Source organism: Pseudoclavibacter sp. 13-3, from assembly GCF_021168475.1.
Lineage (GTDB): Bacteria > Actinomycetota > Actinomycetes > Actinomycetales > Microbacteriaceae > Pseudoclavibacter_A.
This window is the reverse complement of sequence record NZ_JAJOZT010000003.1, coordinates 33136-48964: the sequence shown is the minus strand read 5'-3', so window position 1 is coordinate 48964 and position 15829 is coordinate 33136. Positions and strand designations below refer to the sequence as shown.

Below are 15829 nucleotides of genomic sequence, written 5' to 3'. Positions count from 1 at the left end.
GCTGGTGTCAGGGCGTGGCGCCGGTGCCGGAGCCGCCGCCCGAGCCGCCTCCCGGATCGGGGTCGGGTTCGGGAGCGGGCGCCTCATAGGCCTGCGTCTTGAGCGTGAACTGCCGCGGGGGTGCGGTGCCCTCTGACAGCTGCCCCGTGAACTGCACCTTCCAGGTGAACGTGTACGTCGCCGCGCCCTCGGGAAGCGAGACCGAGGTCGCGTTCTCGCCCAGGGTCTGACACCCTCCGCCGGTCTTGCAGTACTGCAGTGAGATCGTGTAGTCATTGCTGTCAGCGTCGACGGTCGGCTTCGCCGGAAGAGTGAAGGTCCAGTCGGACGTGCTGGCGAAGGTGTGCTCGACGATGTTGTCATGCCACCCGCTCGACTCCCCGATGGAGAAGGGGTACCTGGGTGTGCCCTCCGGGCCGACAGTGTGCGGCTGGCTGTCGGTCGTGCCGTCGGAGAATCGCCATCTGATCGTGTACTTCTGGTTCGAGGCACTGGGTTTGTCTCCTTCACCCACCGCGGTGAAGTCGCCGTCTGAACTCTTGACCAATCCGCCGAACGAGCCGTCGGAGTTCACCCGGTACTTGACGTCGCCGGCCCCGGAGGGGAAGGTGATCGGCGTCGCAGAGACGCTGTTCGACAGCGCAGTCGTCTCCCATGCCACGCCACTGCCCCCAGCGTCGAGCCCCTCGGCCTGCAGCACGAAGGTATTCACCTTGTTCTGCTGCAGTTCGCCCGACGAGAACGTCGTCGCAGCGCTGCCACCGGTTCCCTCGCGCCTGCACTCGCCGTTGACGATCCAGCAGTATTTGACCTTCCCGCCCTGCGGGCTGATCTCGCCGGTGACCGAGATCGATCCGTTCTGCGCCGACGCGGAGACTCCGGAGATGCCCGGTTTGCCGACGCCGTACGCAGATGTCGTTGCAGTGCCCGCAGTCGTCGCAGGCGCCTGGCGAAGCCCCGTCGGAACGTCTCGCGCGGCTGCCGTAACGGTGATGCCGGTGGGTGCGTTGTTCACGGCGATGGTGGCGTTGCCGCCGGAGCCGCCGAGGCTTGCGGAGCCGCCGCTCGAGCTGGTGACGGTGACGGTCGCAGCGGTGTCGTCTGGCATGGTGACTTCGACGGTGGCCAGCCCGTCGCCTGACGGGGCGACCGTGCCGATCTTCGGTGTCGACGGCGCCTTGTACGCGAAGCCCGACACTGACGCGGTCTCACGCGACGACCCGACGTCGTTGACCGCCGCGACGGTGAAGGTCTGGTTCTCGAAGTTCTTGAGGCCACTGATCGTGCAGGTGCCCCCGACCGCACAGCTCTTCGAGCCGCCGCCAGAGGTCACGGTGAATCCGGTCACCGCCGGCACGCTCAGCGTCTCGTTCTGTGCGATCGCCAGCGTGACCGTGCCGTCGCCGACCGTGTCGAGGGTGGCGGTCGGCTTGTTCGGCCGAGCCTTGTAGTTGACCTCGATGCGCCCCTGACCCGTGTTGCCCTGCGCGTCTCTGACCTGGTACGTGCCGCTCTTCACACCGCCAGCGGTGTTCGCGGCGACCTGCACCGAGATGTTCGAGCCGCTGACAGACCCGGTCACTCCGGCCGAGCCGGCGAAGCTCACCCCGGTCAGCTCGACCGGGCGATACCTGCTGATCGAGCCGTTCGCAGCCATCGCGTCGACGCTGCCCGAGGCCGAGCCGCCATCGCCCTCCGAGACGTCGACCGAAAGCCCCGCCGCCTCCAGCGTCTGCGGCGGCAGCGTGCCGACCTGCACGCTGAGTCGTGCGCCGGGCTGCGGGGTGAACGACGGCGACACGATCTTGGCGTCGAAACCGGCCACTGACCCCTGCTGCGCATCGGCGGCGACCGTGATCGTCGCCGACGACCCGTTGCAGGTCACCGTGACGCCGGCCGCGCCAGATGCCGGCCCGCACTGGAATCCGAGTTTGCTCTTGTCGTCGGTCCACTGCACCGAATCGGTCAGCGAGACGGTCTTCGACTCCGCCGGCGCGACGACGGCGATCTGCTGTGCACGCATCTCGGGCGGCGGGTTGTCGAGCGTGATCTTCATCGGCAGCGCGACAGAGCTGCGCGTGTCGTCGTCGCCGGCCCACTGCACCTCGACGCTGCACGTGTCGCGTTCGACCTGACTGTCGCCGCCGGCCGCATAGCTGACCGTGGTGCCCGAGACCGAGCAGCTCGCCTGCGAGCGTGCGCCGGATGCTCGGGCTGCGTTGACCTGCAGCGTGCGGCCGCTGACCCTTCCGATCTCATCGACGAGGTTCACCGAGACCTGCTGCTGCTCGTGCACCTCGTACACCTTGGTGGGGTCTTTGAGCTGCGGCCGCAGGGCGTCTTTCTTCGGCACGCGCACGAACGCCCATGTCTGCGGGGTCTGCCCGGAGTCGTCCTTGGACGCCGTGACCGAGATCGGCACGATCTGCCGCTGATCGCGCAGCGAGCCCTGCACCCGATCGCCGTCGAGGCGCATGCCCTCGGGCGATCCGCGCAGCTCGACTGAGAGAGCGGGGCCCGACCAGACCAGTTTGTTGGCGATGACGTCGGCGCTGAACGAGTCGCCGTCGATCTCGCCGGCGCCGATCACGGTGTCGACCAGCACCGGGTACTGCGGCAGAGCGTCGTTGGTGACGTTCAGCACGATGCTTCCGGTGGCGGTGCTGCCGCCTGCGCTCTGCACCGTGTAGGTGAAGACGGTCTTGCCCACGGCCCGACCGGGGTGCAGTGTGACCGTGTTGTCAGAGACCTCGACCGGCGTCCGTGCCGCGTCGCCGTCTGCCGCTGCCGACACCACTTCGTCGGCCGACTGCAGCTCGAGTTTCTCGTCGCCGACGCGGGTGTCGTTGAGCGTCGGGGCGATCGTCACGGCGTCGGTGCCAGGGGCGGCCTCGACGTAGTCGTTGTAGGCGATGGGGGCCAACGAGGTGTTCGTGATGACGCCGACCCGCATATGCGCGGTGCCGGTTGCCCCGCGCGAATCGGCGACGGTGTAGTCGAACTCGATCGGCCCGGCGTCATCGGTGCTGCTGACCTGCACGCGGCCGTCCGCGAGCACCTGCGCCGCCCCGCCCTGGCCCGGCTGCGTGACCGAGACCACGCTGACGTCGTCGCCGTCGGCATCCACGCCGAAGCTCGGCACGCTGATCATCGTGCTGCTGCGCGCCTCGACGCGAGCGTCGATGTTCTTGGGCGTCGGCGGCTGATTGCCGTCGTCTGCGGTCACCCGCACGTTGACCCGACCGAGCGAGCCCTCGCCCGGGTGCCCGGCCGAATAGGCTCGGTAGTCGATCGTGTAGCTGCCCGGGGTGTCGCTCGCCAGATAGCGCAACACCGAGCCGGAGGGAAAGGCGAGCCCCGGCAGGTCGTCGGTGGTCTGCCGCGGGTCGAGCATCAGTGTGCCGCCCGCCGGGGCGACGTCGTTGTCGAGCACCGGGATGTCGATCTGATCGCCCGCGCGCACGGTGACCTGATCGGCGACGGCGACCGGCTTCGTCGACTGGCTCTCGTCCAGCTGGAAGACCGTCGCCTGCCCGGTGATCGTCTGCACCCCGTCAGTCACCGCGTAGGTGAACGTGCCGATGCGGCCGGGACGTCTGTCTGGAGTCTGCCCGCTGACCCGCAGCGAACTGCCGCCGACGGCCGCCGCGTTGAGTGACGATCTCGGGTCATCCAGGGCGTACTGCTGACCGTCGCCGACCATCAGCACTCGCCCGCCGGGGTTGCTCACCGGCTGCAGCGGGTCGACGGTGACGTCTTCGTCGGGCCGCAGGAACACGCTGATCGGCGGGGTGCTCATCTTGTTCTCGGCGGCACTGGCCGTGATCAGCAGCGTCGCGGTCGCCTGACTCGACCCCGACTTCACCTCATACGTCACCGGGTAGACCCCGGCCTCGCTCGCCGTGACGCTCACCGAGAGCGAGTCACTGCTCGGCTGCACGCGCACCTTCGACTGCAGGCTCTCATCGACGGTGGCACGGCTGAGCTCGACGCGGCTGTCTTCGACACCACCGCCCGAGACGCCGCTGACGAACTCGCTGAGGTCGATCGACGGCGATGTGCCGACGGTGACCGTGCGCGAGAACGAGCGTGCCTTGAGCAGCGGAGAGTCGGCGACGGTCACCGGCACGTCTCGCGTCGCGACCCCGCCGCGGCCGTCAGAGACCTCGACGGTGATCACGATGCGCCCCGCGGGCTGGTCGTCGTCGGCCTTGTAGGCGATCATGCCCGACGGCGTGGCCGCGGCGGTGCCGACGGATGCGGTGGCCTGCGTCACGTAGACCGGGTCGCCGTCGGGATCGACCCATCCGTTCAGCCCGTTGAACCGCAGTGAGCCGCCGGGGCTCACCTGCAGGTTGGCCAGCGACTGGTCGTTGACCGCGCGATACTCAGGCGCGCTGTTCTCGCTCATCGGGTGCACGGTGACCTTGGCCTCGGCGTTCACCCGGCAGTCGGAGCCGTCGGTGATGACGAAGCCGACCGTGCCGCTGCCCTCGGCGCCCGTCGGCGAGAGCGCGACGGCCTGGTCGTCGTTGACCGCCGACAGATCGCCGAGACCGCCCGCGTTCCACTTCGGGCTGTCGGCAGACGGCACGATCGAGATCGTGTCCTGCGGGTTCGGATCGAGTGCTGAGACCAGCACGGGCACCGTGGTGAGCTGCCCGGGCCGCACGCCGAACTCGGCGTTGGCGCCGCTGGCCGGAATCGGGCACTCGTTCTGCCGGGCGTCCTGGTTCTGCTGCGCGTCGGTGGTCTCTTCCTGGTCGTCATCACGCTGCCACGCGACCGACGACGGCACCAGCGTCCAGTCGTCGCCCGAGCGCTGCCAGATCAGCCCAGAGGCCACATCGTTGAGCACGAAGCCGCCGTTGTTGCGGCGGAACACCGGCTGGCTCGAGCTCACCGCGGCCTGGGCCGGAGTGTCAATCGCCTGTGCGTCGCCGCCGCAGTCCGACACGGACATCGCGCTGCCCGACCCCCACGCGGCGTGCAGGCAGCCGGCCTCCCAGACCGGGGCCGCCGGCGTTCCCTGCGCATCGACGTCGATGCCGCCGTCGCCGCCGTGTGCATCGAAGGTGTGCAGCCCCGATTCGTCGGCCACCGCGAGCTGCCCGGCGTCGGCGACGGCGACGGCCAGGCGCGCCTTGGCATCGAGCGCGGCCCCGGCCTGAACGCCGTCGATCCACAGTGTGGCGCCGCTGTCGCTGCGGTCGAGGGCCGCCCAGTGCTCGCCGAACACCGTCAGGTCGACCTTGTCGCCAGACGTCGGCCCGTCGGTCGACCGCCGCTCGACCTCTTTGCCGCTCGTGACGTCGAACTCGACGAGGTCGCCCGCGCTGCTCAGCCCGTAGAGACGCCCACGGTCGGTGACGGCGCCTGCGACGAAGCGTTCGGTCTCGTCGCCTTTGCGCTGGTTGATCGGCGAGGGTGAGTCGCCTCGCGCGAGATCGCCGATCGACTCGGCGCCCAACGCGCCGGTCTTCCGGTTCAGAAAGGCGACATAGCCTCCGGAGGGCACGATCACGTCAGCGTCGAACGGCGCTGAGGCGACGTCCTGCGGGTCATCGATGCTCACCGGTCTCGTGGGATCGACCGTCTTCAGCTTCTGCTGGTCGCTGTAGAGCACGACGTCGGCGCCGCTCTGCAGCACACCGCTGATCTTGAACGCGCTCGGGTCACCCGCGTGAATCGCGCCCAGCTCGGTGATGTCGGTGTTGACCTGCCCGTAAAGCGGGCCACGGCCGTTGACCGACCACACCGTCGGGCTCCCCAAGTCGGTCTGCTGCGTGGGCACGCCGCGCCAGACGACGACGCCCACCGCGGCCAGCGCGACGATCATCAGCAGCGCGATCCATCGCGTCCACCGGCTGCGCAGCAGGCGCTGCAGACTGACAGCCGCGACGCCGCTGTGGCCGCCCCCCGTCGGGCTCACCGCCCGACCACCCAGACGGTGACGGCCACCGCGATCACGACGAGCGCGGCGGTCACGCCGGCCCAGATCCACAGGCCTCGTCGCCCCGAAGAGCCCTGGGCGTCTTCGACGACCTCTGCCTGCGTCGCCAGCTCTCGCACGCTGCGACTGTGCCGTCGCCGCTCTGAGGTCACCGGCACCGCCGCGCGCTTCGGCCCGCGCAGGCCGGCGTCGTCGAACCCGAGCACCGAGCCGGCGCCCGCCCACTCTGACGAGGCCACTTCGAGCTGCGTGGGCACGACGCCGATCTGCTGTTGAACCTGCTGGATCTCACGGGCGAACTCGAGCGCGGTGGCCGGCCGCTCGGAGGGATTCGGCGACAGCGATCGCATCAGCAGCCGCTGCAGCGTGGTCGGCACGTCATCACGACCGATCGGTGTGACGCGGCCTTTGACGATGCGAGCTTTGAGCTTGTCGGCCGAGTTGCGCCCGGAGCCCGGGATCTCGAAGGGCGAGTGCCCGGCGAGCAGCGTGTAGACGGTCGCCGCCAGCGAGTACACCTCGGTGGCGATCGTGCCTCTGGTCTGCTCGCGCACGACCTCCGGCGCACTCCACGGCACCGACATGGCGAACAGATCGGTCGCGTGACGGCCCGAGAGCGAGGTCGCGATGCCGAAGTCGGCGAGCACCGGCGTGCCGAACGAGGTGAAGAGGATGTTCGAGGGCTTGATGTCGCGATGCAGCACGCCCGCCCGGTGTGCGGTCTCGAGCGCGCTGCCCATGCGCACGGCGATGTCGAGCACCGTCTGCAGCGACAGCACCTGCTCGCGATAGGCCGGAGAGACTCCCGTCGGGCAGTATTCCATCACCAGGTAGGGCCGCCCGTCGGGCGCGATGCTCGCCTGATAGACGTTGAGGATCGCCGGGTGGGAGCTGAGCCGCGCCATGACGTCGGCCTCGGCGTTGAACATGCGCACGACGTCTTCGTCGACGACGTCTGAGAGCAGCACCTTCACCGCGACCGGGCGGCGGGGCATGTCCTGTTCGAAGAGAAAGACGTCGGCGAAGCCGCCGGTGCCCAGCGGGCGCACATAGGTGCAGCCCGAGAGCGCAGGAGGAGCCGACGGCAGTCGCTTGCCCATGTGCCCTCCCCGAAGTCTCTAGCGATTCTAAGGCAAATGCGGGCGGCCTCGCATCACCAGGTCATAGCGATCGGTCGGCGGATGCTCGCTCGCCTCGTCCGCGACGGATCGGCCGGGTGTCATCGTCGTCTTCGAACCGGCCGACGAGCACCGTGTCGTCGAACACCGTGTCGTCGAGGTGCTCGATGACGTCGACGCAGGCGGCGACGGCCGGCGCTGAGCGGGTGACGACCGGCTCGCGTCTGATCACGACGGTGTCTTCGTCGAGGTCGGCATCGACGACCGGCTGCTGGACGACCGGCTCGGGAATGGCCGGCTCGGCGAACTCGCTGTGCGGGATCAGCACAGTCTCATCGGCCGCGGTGTGCATGCGCGCTCGTCGGCTCGCACGCGAGACGTAGCGGGTGTCGTCGGTCTCGGCGGAGTGCTCGACGTCGCGCTGCCTCTCGTGATCACGCCGCCCGTGCACCGCGGCCACATCGGCCAGCGAGGCGAGGCTCTCGCTGGGCGACTCCGGATCTCGCAGCGCCCCGCCCGACACCACGTCGACCACGACCACCGTGACGTTGTCGGTGCCTCCGGCGACCAGCGCGCGCTCCACCAGGGAATCAGCCGTCGTCTGAGGAGTGCCGCCCATCACGAGCGAGGCCCGCAGCGCCTCGGCGCCGACCAGACCGTGCAGTCCGTCAGAGCAGATAAGCAGCCGCTCGCCGTTGACGACCGGCGCCAGGAAGAAGTCGGGATCGGAGTCGTCAGACCCGACCGCCTTCGTGATCTCGTTGCTGCGCGAGCTCTCGGCGGCCTGCTCGGGCGTGATGCGCCCGTCGTCGAGCCACTGCTGCAGCAGCGAGTGGTCATGTGTCCACTGCACCAGAGACCCGTTGCGCGACCGGTAGACGCGGGAGTCGCCCACGTTGAAGACCAGCCAGTGCGGCTCACCCGCCGACTCGATCAGCGCCACGCCGCTGACGGTCGACCCGGCCCCGTGCGGACGGCTCGCGGAGAGCTCGGCCACCTCGAGCTGGGCCTGCTGCAGGGCCTCGGCCACCGCATCCGCCGACACCACGCCACCCGTCGCGGCCGCCACCAGGGCACGCAGCCGCTCGATCACCAGCCCGCTCGCGATCTCGCCCGAGTCGTGCCCGCCCATGCCGTCGGCGACCGCATAGACCGGTCGCTCGGCAATGCCGGAGTCTTCGTTCAGCTTGCGTCGCAGACCGACGTCGGTGGCCAGGGCGGCTTTGATCTGCAGGGCGTTCACAGTGCTGGGCTCCTCGAGGTCGACGTCGTTGCTCGCCTCCACGTTACCCTGCGGCCCGTCGAGCGCCTTTCACTCGGTCGTGCCGCTGAACTGACTCTCGTAGAGCCGACGATAGGCCCCGTGGCGTTCGAGCAGCTCGTCGTGACTGCCCTGCTCGACGATGCTGCCGTGTTCCATGACCAGGATGGTGTCGGCATCGCGAATCGTCGAGAGCCGGTGCGCGATCACGAAGGAGGTGCGATCGCTGCGCAGAGCCGCCATCGCGTGCTGCACCAGCGCCTCGGTGCGGGTGTCGACCGCCGAGGTCGCCTCATCGAGAATCAGCAGCGTCGGCCGGGCGAGGAACGCGCGCGCGATGGTGATCAGCTGGCGTTCGCCGGCCGAGATGCTGCCGCCCTCCTCGTCGATCACGGTGTCGTACCCCTCGGGCAGCTGACGCACGAACCGGTCGACGAAGGTGGCTCGGGCGGCGGCGACCACTTCGTCGTCGGTCGCGTCGAGGCGTCCATAGCGGATGTTGTCGAGGATCGTGCCCTTGAACAGCCAGGTGTCCTGCAGCACCATGCCGGTCTGCGAACGCAGGTCGGCGCGCGAGATCTCGGTGATGTCGACACCGTCGAGCAGGATGCGCCCGCCGGTGAGCTCGTAGAAGCGCATCACGAGGTTGACCAGGGTGGTCTTGCCCGCGCCGGTCGGGCCGACGATCGCGACCGTCTGGCCGGGCCGTGCCTCGAACGAGAGGTGCTCGATGAGCGGTTCGTCGGGCTCGTAGCTGAAGCTCACGTCGTCGAAGGTGACGCGGCCGGCCGGATGCTCGGGCAGCTTCTCGCTGACGGTGTCGGGATCCTGTTCGTCGGCGTCGAGCAGCTCGAAGATGCGCTCGGCCGAGGCGACGCCCGACTGCAGCATGTTGGCCATGCCGGCCATCTGCGAGAGCGGCTGGGTGAACTCGCGCGAGTACTGGATGAACGCGGTGGCGTCACCGAGGGTCATCGTGCCCGAGGCCACTTTGAGGCCGCCGAGCACGGCGATGCCCACATATGAGAGGTACGAGACGAACTGCATGACCGGCATGATCATGCCGGAGACGAACTGCGCGCCCGCGGATGCCTGATAGAGCCGGGCGTTCTGCTCGCGGAAGCTCGCCTCCATGCGGTCGCTGCGCCCGAAGATCGTGACGAGGTCGTGCCCCGAGAACGACTCCTCGATCGTGCCGTTGAGCTGCCCGGTCTCCTTCCACTGCGCGGCGAAGAGCTTCTGCGAGCGCACGCCGATCACACCGGTGACCACCGCGGCCAGAGGCAGTGCGAGCAGTGCCACGAGCGCCAGCTGCCAGGAGACGACGAACATCATCACGGTGATGCCGATCACGCTCAGCGCCGACTGCACCAGCTGGGCGAAGGCCTGCTGCAGAGCGTTCTGCACGTTGTCGACGTCGTTGGTGACGCGTGAGAGCAGATCACCGCGCTTGCGGGTGTCGAAGTAGCTCAGCGGCAGGGCATTCAGCTTGGCCTCGACGCGCGAGCGCAGGTCGCTGACCGCACTCATGGTGATGCGGTTGAGCACCGCGCCCTGGGCCCACATGAACGCCGAGGCGATGACGTACATGCCGAGCACGACCAGGATGATCATGCCGAGCCGGGCGAAGTCGATGCCCTCTCCCGGCACGACGTTCATGCCGGCGAGCATGTCGGCCATCTGATCGTTTCCCTGCGCCCGCAGCTGATCGATCAGCTGATCCTTGCTGACGCCCTGCGGCAGCTGCGCGCCCACGACGCCGTTGAAGATGGCGTCCATGGCCTGACCCAGCACCTTGGGTGCGAGCACGCTGAGCACGACCGAGGCGGCCACGAAGGCCAGCACCAGGGTCAGGGCCAGCTTGTGCGGCGCCAGGAGGCCGAAGAGGCGCCGCACCGACGGCCAGAAGTTCTCGGCCTTGCGCACCGCAGGCGCATCGCCGAACATGTCGCCGTCGCCAGCCGTCGGCATGAAGTCGTCGTCGTGCTCGTCATGATCGTGCTGCGTGCCAGGCGTGCCAGGGGTGTTCACTGCGTCTGTCTCGCGTGCGCTCATCACGCCACCTCCTCGGCCGACAGCTGGGATTCGACGATCTGCTGGTAGGTCTCATTCGTCTCGAGCAGCTCGTCGTGGGTGCCCTGCCCGACGATGCGGCCGTCGTCGAGCACCAGGATGCGATCCGCGTCGCGAATGGTCGCAACGCGCTGCGCCACGATGATCGCCGTGGCATCCGCCAGCTCGGGCTCGAGCGCGCGTCGCAGGCGCGCATCGGTCGTGACGTCGAGCGCAGAGAACGAGTCGTCGAACAGGTAGACGTCCGGCCGGGCCACCAGGGTGCGCGCGATGCACAGCCGCTGCCGCTGCCCGCCTGACACGTTGGTGCCGCCCTGTGAGATTCGTCGTTCGAGCCCATCCGGATGCTCGCGCACGAAATCGGCCGCCTGGGCGACTTCCAGCGCGTGCCAGAGCTCGGCGTCCGTCGCATCCTCACGGCCGAACCGCAGGTTGCTCGCGACGGTGCCCGAGAACAGGAACGGGCGCTGGGTGACCAGACTGACCCGCTCGGCGAGCTGTCGCCGTGACAGCTCGCCCACCGAGACGCCATCGACGCGCACCTCGCCCGAGGTGGCCTCCATCAGCCGCGGAATCAGGCTCAGCAGCGTCGTCTTGCCCGACCCGGTCGAGCCGATGATCGCGACCGTCTCGCCGGGGCGCGCGGTGAAGGTCAGGTCGGCGAGCACCGGCTGCTCGGCTCCCGGATAGCGGAATCCCGCTGCGGCGAACTCGACGATGCCGGTGCGCGGCACCTCGCGCTCGTGCTCCGGCTCGCTCTGGTCGGGTTCAGTGCTCAGCACACCGTCGATGCGCTCGGCGCACACCACCGCGCGCGGAATCATCATGGCCATGAACGTGCCCATCATGACGGCCATCAGAATCTGCAGCAGGTACTGCAGGAACGCCGTGAGGGAGCCGACCTGCATCTCGCCGGCGTCTACGCGCTGACCGCCGAACCAGAGTACGGCCGCCGTCGCGAGGTGCAGCAGCATCATGATCGCCGGGAACATGAGCACGAAGATCGCCCCCACGCGCAGTGACACGTCGGTCAGCCGAGCATTCGCACCCGCGAACCGCTGAGTCTCATGCGGCTCGCGCACGAAGGCCCGCACCACGCGGATGCCGATGATCTGCTCGCGCAGCACGCCGTTGATGTCATCGATGCGATCCTGCATGCCGCGGAAGAGCGGCATCAGCTTCGCCACCAAGAACCCCACGACGATCAGCAGCAGCGGCACCGACACCCAGACCAGCCACGACAGACCGACGTCTTCGCGCACGGCCATGACGATGCCGCCGATGCACATGATCGGTGTCGATACCATGAAGTTGAGCGTCATGAGCAGCAGCATCTGCACCTGCTGCACGTCGTTCGTGCCTCGGGTGATCAGCGTCGCAGCGCCGAAGTCGCCGACCTGCTGGGCGCTCATCGACGTGACGGTGTCGAAGACCCCCGCGCGCAGGTCGCGGCCCACGGCCATCGCGGTGCGGGCGCCGAACCAGATGCCGCCGACAGCGGTGACCACCTGAACGAGACAGACCAGCAGCATCCGCGCGCCGATCGACCAGATCAGGTCGGTGTCGCCCTGGCTCACGCCGTCGTCGATGATCTCGGCGTTGAGACTGGGCAGGTACAGCGCCGCCAGCGTCGAGACGAGCTGGAGCACGAAGACCGCCACGAGCCACGGCCAGTAGCGTTTGGTAAATGCGGTCAGCAGTCGGAGCAGAGTCATGAGCGTCTCTCTGCTGCGCGGACTCGTCAGGATCCCGCGAAGCGCATCTGCCCTGCGCTCTCCGAGCGCTCACGGCTCGATGGGGCGCGTCGTCGTCGGGGTTCGGGAAGAAGGCATGTGGTGCTCGGGAGGGATGACAGCGCAGCTGCATCAGTATGCCAGACGCAGGGGGGCAGGCTCAACCTCGGTTTCGTGGTCGTGGCCGGTGAGGTTCGCTCACGCAGAAGAGGGCCCCACCGTGGGTGGGGCCCTCCCGTATCACTGCGACACTCAACCGCGCTGGTTGTAGTCGGCGTTGAGGTCGTTCATCGCATGCAGCAGCTGGTACATGTAGACGTATGGTCCGACGATGATCAGGCTGCCGAGCACGTTCCACAGCCAGAAGTCTGACGCGCCGAACTGCCGCGCGAGCCCGCGCCGCCGGAGCTCAACTCCGATGCGCTCACTGAGCAGGTGGTACCAGATGAGCGTGAAGATTCCCCCGGTGAGCCAGCCGAGCAGGAACAGCACCAGCAGAAAGTTGATGGTGCGGCGCCCGTCATGCCGTGAGGCGACGGTATTGATCTCACCGCCGATCTTCGTCATGACGACGATGCTGTAGATGCCCAGAGTGACGATCGACAGCAGGATGAAGACCAGCAGCCCCCGATTCGTCGGCAGCTGACGCATGGGGCTCGCCGCGCCCGACTGCCCGCCGAACCCGTTCGGGGCGCTGGTCGTCACCGGCGGTGTCGGCGGCGCCGGCGGGAACTGCCCTGCCGGCGGAATCGGCGGCAGCTCGCCGCCCTGCGGTGCGGGCGGCAGCTGAGCGACCGGAACATACGGCACGGGGGGAACGGCCGACGCTGGGGGCTGGGCCGACTGTGGCGCGTGGTCTGGCATCGGGAGACGCGGCGGTGGGCCAGACGGATTCGGATTGGACATGACTCCCTCTCATCAGGCGCCGCGAATCGCGTGACACCGTGTCTGTTCGATGGCTGAAGAGGGTGCCAGAGCACCGCCCCCCTGAGCGCGCAGCGCCCGACAGCTATCGTACGCCGCACTCCCGACCGCGCGCCATGGTCGTGCTACGACTCCTCGCGTGCACCCGACCCATTCGGCGCATCCGTCTTCGCGGACTTCAGCGCGTCGAGCTTCGCACCCTCGACGTCCACATCGGGCAGGATGCGGTCGAGCCACTTGGGAATCCACCAGGCCGACCGCCGCAGCAGATACAGCGCCGCGGGCACGATCGTCATGCGCACCAGGAAGGCGTCGACGAGCACGCCGAAGGCGAGCGCGAAGCCGATCGGGCGAATCATCGTCAGCTCCGAGAAGACGAACCCGGCGAACACGCTGACCATGATGATCGCGGCAGCGGTGACGACGCGTGCGCCGACCGTGAAGCCGTGCATGACCGCCTGTCGCGGCGTTGCCCCGTGCGCGAAGCTCTCGCGCATGCCAGAGCCGAGGAACATCTGGTAGTCCATGGCGAGGCCGAAGAGCACGCCGATCAGGATGATCGGCAGGAAGCTCAGCACCGCAGCCGGGTCGTGCACGCCGAACACCGACCCCAGCCAGCCCCACTGGTAGATCGCGACGACCGACCCGAGACTCGCGGCCAGCGAGAGCAGGAATCCCAGCGTCGCGAGCAACGGCAGCACGATCGAGCGGAACACGAGGATCAGCAGCAGCAGCGACAGCCCGATCACGATCGCCAGATAGGGCGGCAGTGCGTCGCCGAGCTTCTGCGAGACGTCGATGTTGACCGCGGTGAGGCCGGTCACGCCGATCTCGACGCCGGTCTGCGTCTTGATGTCGTCGGCATCGGCACGAATCTGCTTGACCAGCTGCTCGGTCTCGACCGTCGACGGGCCGTTCTGCGAGACCACCTGCAGCACAGCGGTGCGGTGATCTTCGCTGGCGCCGCCCGGCACGGCCGCGGCCACGCCGTCGATATCGCGCAGTCGGTCGGCCAGGGCAAGCGAGGCGTCTTCCTGCTGCGCCTGGGTGGTCACGCTGTCGGGGAGCTCGGCGACGACGACGAGGGGGCCGTTCACCCCGGCGCCGAAGTTGTCGGCGATGAGCTGGTACGACTTGTACGCTGTCGTGCTGGGCTCCTCGGAACTGCCGTCTGGCAGCCCGAGCCGCAGGTCGCTCGCCGGCAGTGCGAGCACGCCGGCGATGATGACGCCTGCGATGAGCGACACCCACGGGTGCGCCGTGACGATGCGCCCCCAGTCGAAGCGACGCCGGGGCGATGCCGGTGACGCCGCACTCGGCGCAGCCGGCTCGACAGCCGGGGCGTCCGCCTCGCGCGCCGCCAACGCGCGACGCTCCTTGCGACTGAGGATGCGCATCCCGATGAACCCGAGCATGGCCGGTGTCAGCGTGAGCGCGACGATCACGGCCACGATGATGGTGCCCGCCCCGGCGAGGCCCATCACGGTCAGGAACGGCAGCCCGGGCACCGCGAGCGCGGCCAGGGCGATCACGACGGTGAGGCCGGCGAACAGCACGGCGTTGCCCGAGGTGCCGGCCGCGTGCGGAATGGACTCCTCGAGGCTCATGCCCTCTTTGAGCTGGGTGCGATGGCGGTTCACGATGAACAGGGAGTAGTCGATGCCGACGGCGAGGCCGAGCATCATGGCGAGCATCGGTGACACCGAGGTCATCTCGATCACACCGGTGAGGGCGAAGGTGGTGCCGACGCCGACGCCGACGCCGACGATCGCCATCAGCAGCGGCAGGCCGGCGCCGATGAGCGTGCCGAGCATGATCACCAGCACGATGCCCGCGACGACGAGACCGATGACCTCTCCCGGCCCGAAGAGCCCGGAGATGTCTGAGACGATCTCGGTGCTGTACTGAGCGGTCACGCCGGTGCCCTCGAGCGCAGCGTTCGTCGCGCTCACCACGGCGTTCTTGTCTTCTGCAGAGACGTTCTCGGCCGCCGTGGTGAAGGTCACCTGTGCCTGGGCGACTCGTCCGTTGTCAGAGACGAACTTGATCGCAGAGCTGGCGTCAATCGTGCGCTCGGCTCGGGTGAGCTCCGCCTGCTGCTCGTCGAGCTGCGTGCGCCCGGCATCGACCGTGGTCTGCTGCTGCGCGAGCTGCGCCTGCCCCGCCTCGAGCTGTGCGCTGAGCGCGGCGGCCTGGGCGGATGCCCCGCCCTGCTGGGCCGCGTCACGAGCCTGCTCGAGCTGCGTGAGCTGAGCCTTCGCCGCATCAAGCTGCTGCTGCCCGGCATCGAGCTGGGCGCGTGCCGCCTCGATCTGCGGCCTGCCCTGATCGACCTGTTGACGCGCGGAGTCGAGGTCACGCTGCGTCTGGAAGGGATCGACGACGCTGGCGATGGCGTTCTGGTCGTCGATGTCGGCCAGGGCCCTGCTCACCGCTGTCTTCTGCTCGTCGGTGAACCGGTTGCCCTCTCCAGCGTCGAAGGCGATGGTGCCGGTGCCGCCCGAGGCAGCGGGGATGCGATCCTTGAGACGATCGATCAGCGACTGCGACTGCGTGCCCGGGATGGAGAAGTTATTGCTCGTCGTGCCGGCGAAGGCTGCGACCGCGCCGCCGACGGCGATCATGATCACCAGCCAGATCGCGATGATGAGCCGACGATGCACCGCGCTGAAACGGCCCAGTCGGTAGAGCAGTGATGCCATGGGGAGTGGCTCCTTCGTGTTGTGTGGAGGTTGCGACCGCTGGTGTGCACAGTCGAGGTGGTTCG

Annotated in this window: 7 protein-coding genes; all 7 read right to left on the bottom strand. The window is 68.6% G+C overall.

Going from position 1 to position 15829, the window contains the following annotated elements; all coding sequences use genetic code 11:
- Positions 1-7: 7 nt before the first annotated feature.
- The 7 genes from LRX77_RS06240 to LRX77_RS06210 all read right to left on the bottom strand — a co-directional run bounded on the left by LRX77_RS06240 (position 8) and on the right by LRX77_RS06210 (position 15764).
- Positions 8-5932: an Ig-like domain-containing protein gene (locus tag LRX77_RS06240; protein WP_231832059.1), complete on the bottom strand. Its 5925-nt coding sequence runs from the start codon at positions 5930-5932 to the stop codon at positions 8-10.
- Entirely contained in the window at positions 5929-7053 is a 1125-nt protein-coding gene (locus LRX77_RS06235) for a serine/threonine-protein kinase (RefSeq protein WP_231832058.1), read from the bottom strand. The genes LRX77_RS06240 and LRX77_RS06235 overlap by 4 nt, the downstream gene beginning before the upstream one ends.
- Positions 7054-7114: 61 nt before the next feature.
- Positions 7115-8356: a PP2C family protein-serine/threonine phosphatase gene (locus tag LRX77_RS06230; protein ID WP_231832057.1), complete on the bottom strand. Its 1242-nt coding sequence runs from the start codon at positions 8354-8356 to the stop codon at positions 7115-7117.
- Between the two features lie 27 nt (positions 8357-8383).
- A complete protein-coding gene (locus LRX77_RS06225; protein ID WP_442961614.1) occupies positions 8384-10387 on the bottom strand; it encodes an ABC transporter ATP-binding protein in 2004 nt (667 codons plus the stop codon).
- Positions 10387-12120: an ABC transporter ATP-binding protein gene (locus LRX77_RS06220; RefSeq protein ID WP_231832056.1), complete on the bottom strand. Its 1734-nt coding sequence runs from the start codon at positions 12118-12120 to the stop codon at positions 10387-10389. The genes LRX77_RS06225 and LRX77_RS06220 overlap by 1 nt, the downstream gene beginning before the upstream one ends.
- A 270-nt stretch (positions 12121-12390) precedes the next feature.
- On the bottom strand, positions 12391-13044 hold the full coding sequence (locus tag LRX77_RS06215; protein WP_231832055.1) for a DUF4234 domain-containing protein: 654 nt from the start codon (positions 13042-13044) through the stop codon (positions 12391-12393).
- A 143-nt stretch (positions 13045-13187) separates the two neighbouring features.
- A complete protein-coding gene (locus LRX77_RS06210) occupies positions 13188-15764 on the bottom strand; it encodes an MMPL family transporter (RefSeq protein ID WP_231832054.1) in 2577 nt (858 codons plus the stop codon).
- Positions 15765-15829: the final 65 nt, after the last annotated feature.

Bases quoted from the DNA above. Each gene is read 5' to 3' on its own strand.
- LRX77_RS06235 (WP_231832058.1), bottom strand. From the start codon at position 7,053: ATGGGCAAGCGACTGCCGTCGGCTCCTCCTGCGCTCTCGGGCTGCACC.
- LRX77_RS06225 (WP_442961614.1), bottom strand. From the start codon at position 10,387: ATGAGCGCACGCGAGACAGACGCAGTGAACACCCCTGGCACGCCTGGC.
- LRX77_RS06220 (WP_231832056.1), bottom strand. From the start codon at position 12,120: ATGACTCTGCTCCGACTGCTGACCGCATTTACCAAACGCTACTGGCCG.
- LRX77_RS06215 (WP_231832055.1), bottom strand. From the start codon at position 13,044: ATGTCCAATCCGAATCCGTCTGGCCCACCGCCGCGTCTCCCGATGCCA.
- LRX77_RS06210 (WP_231832054.1), bottom strand. From the start codon at position 15,764: ATGGCATCACTGCTCTACCGACTGGGCCGTTTCAGCGCGGTGCATCGT.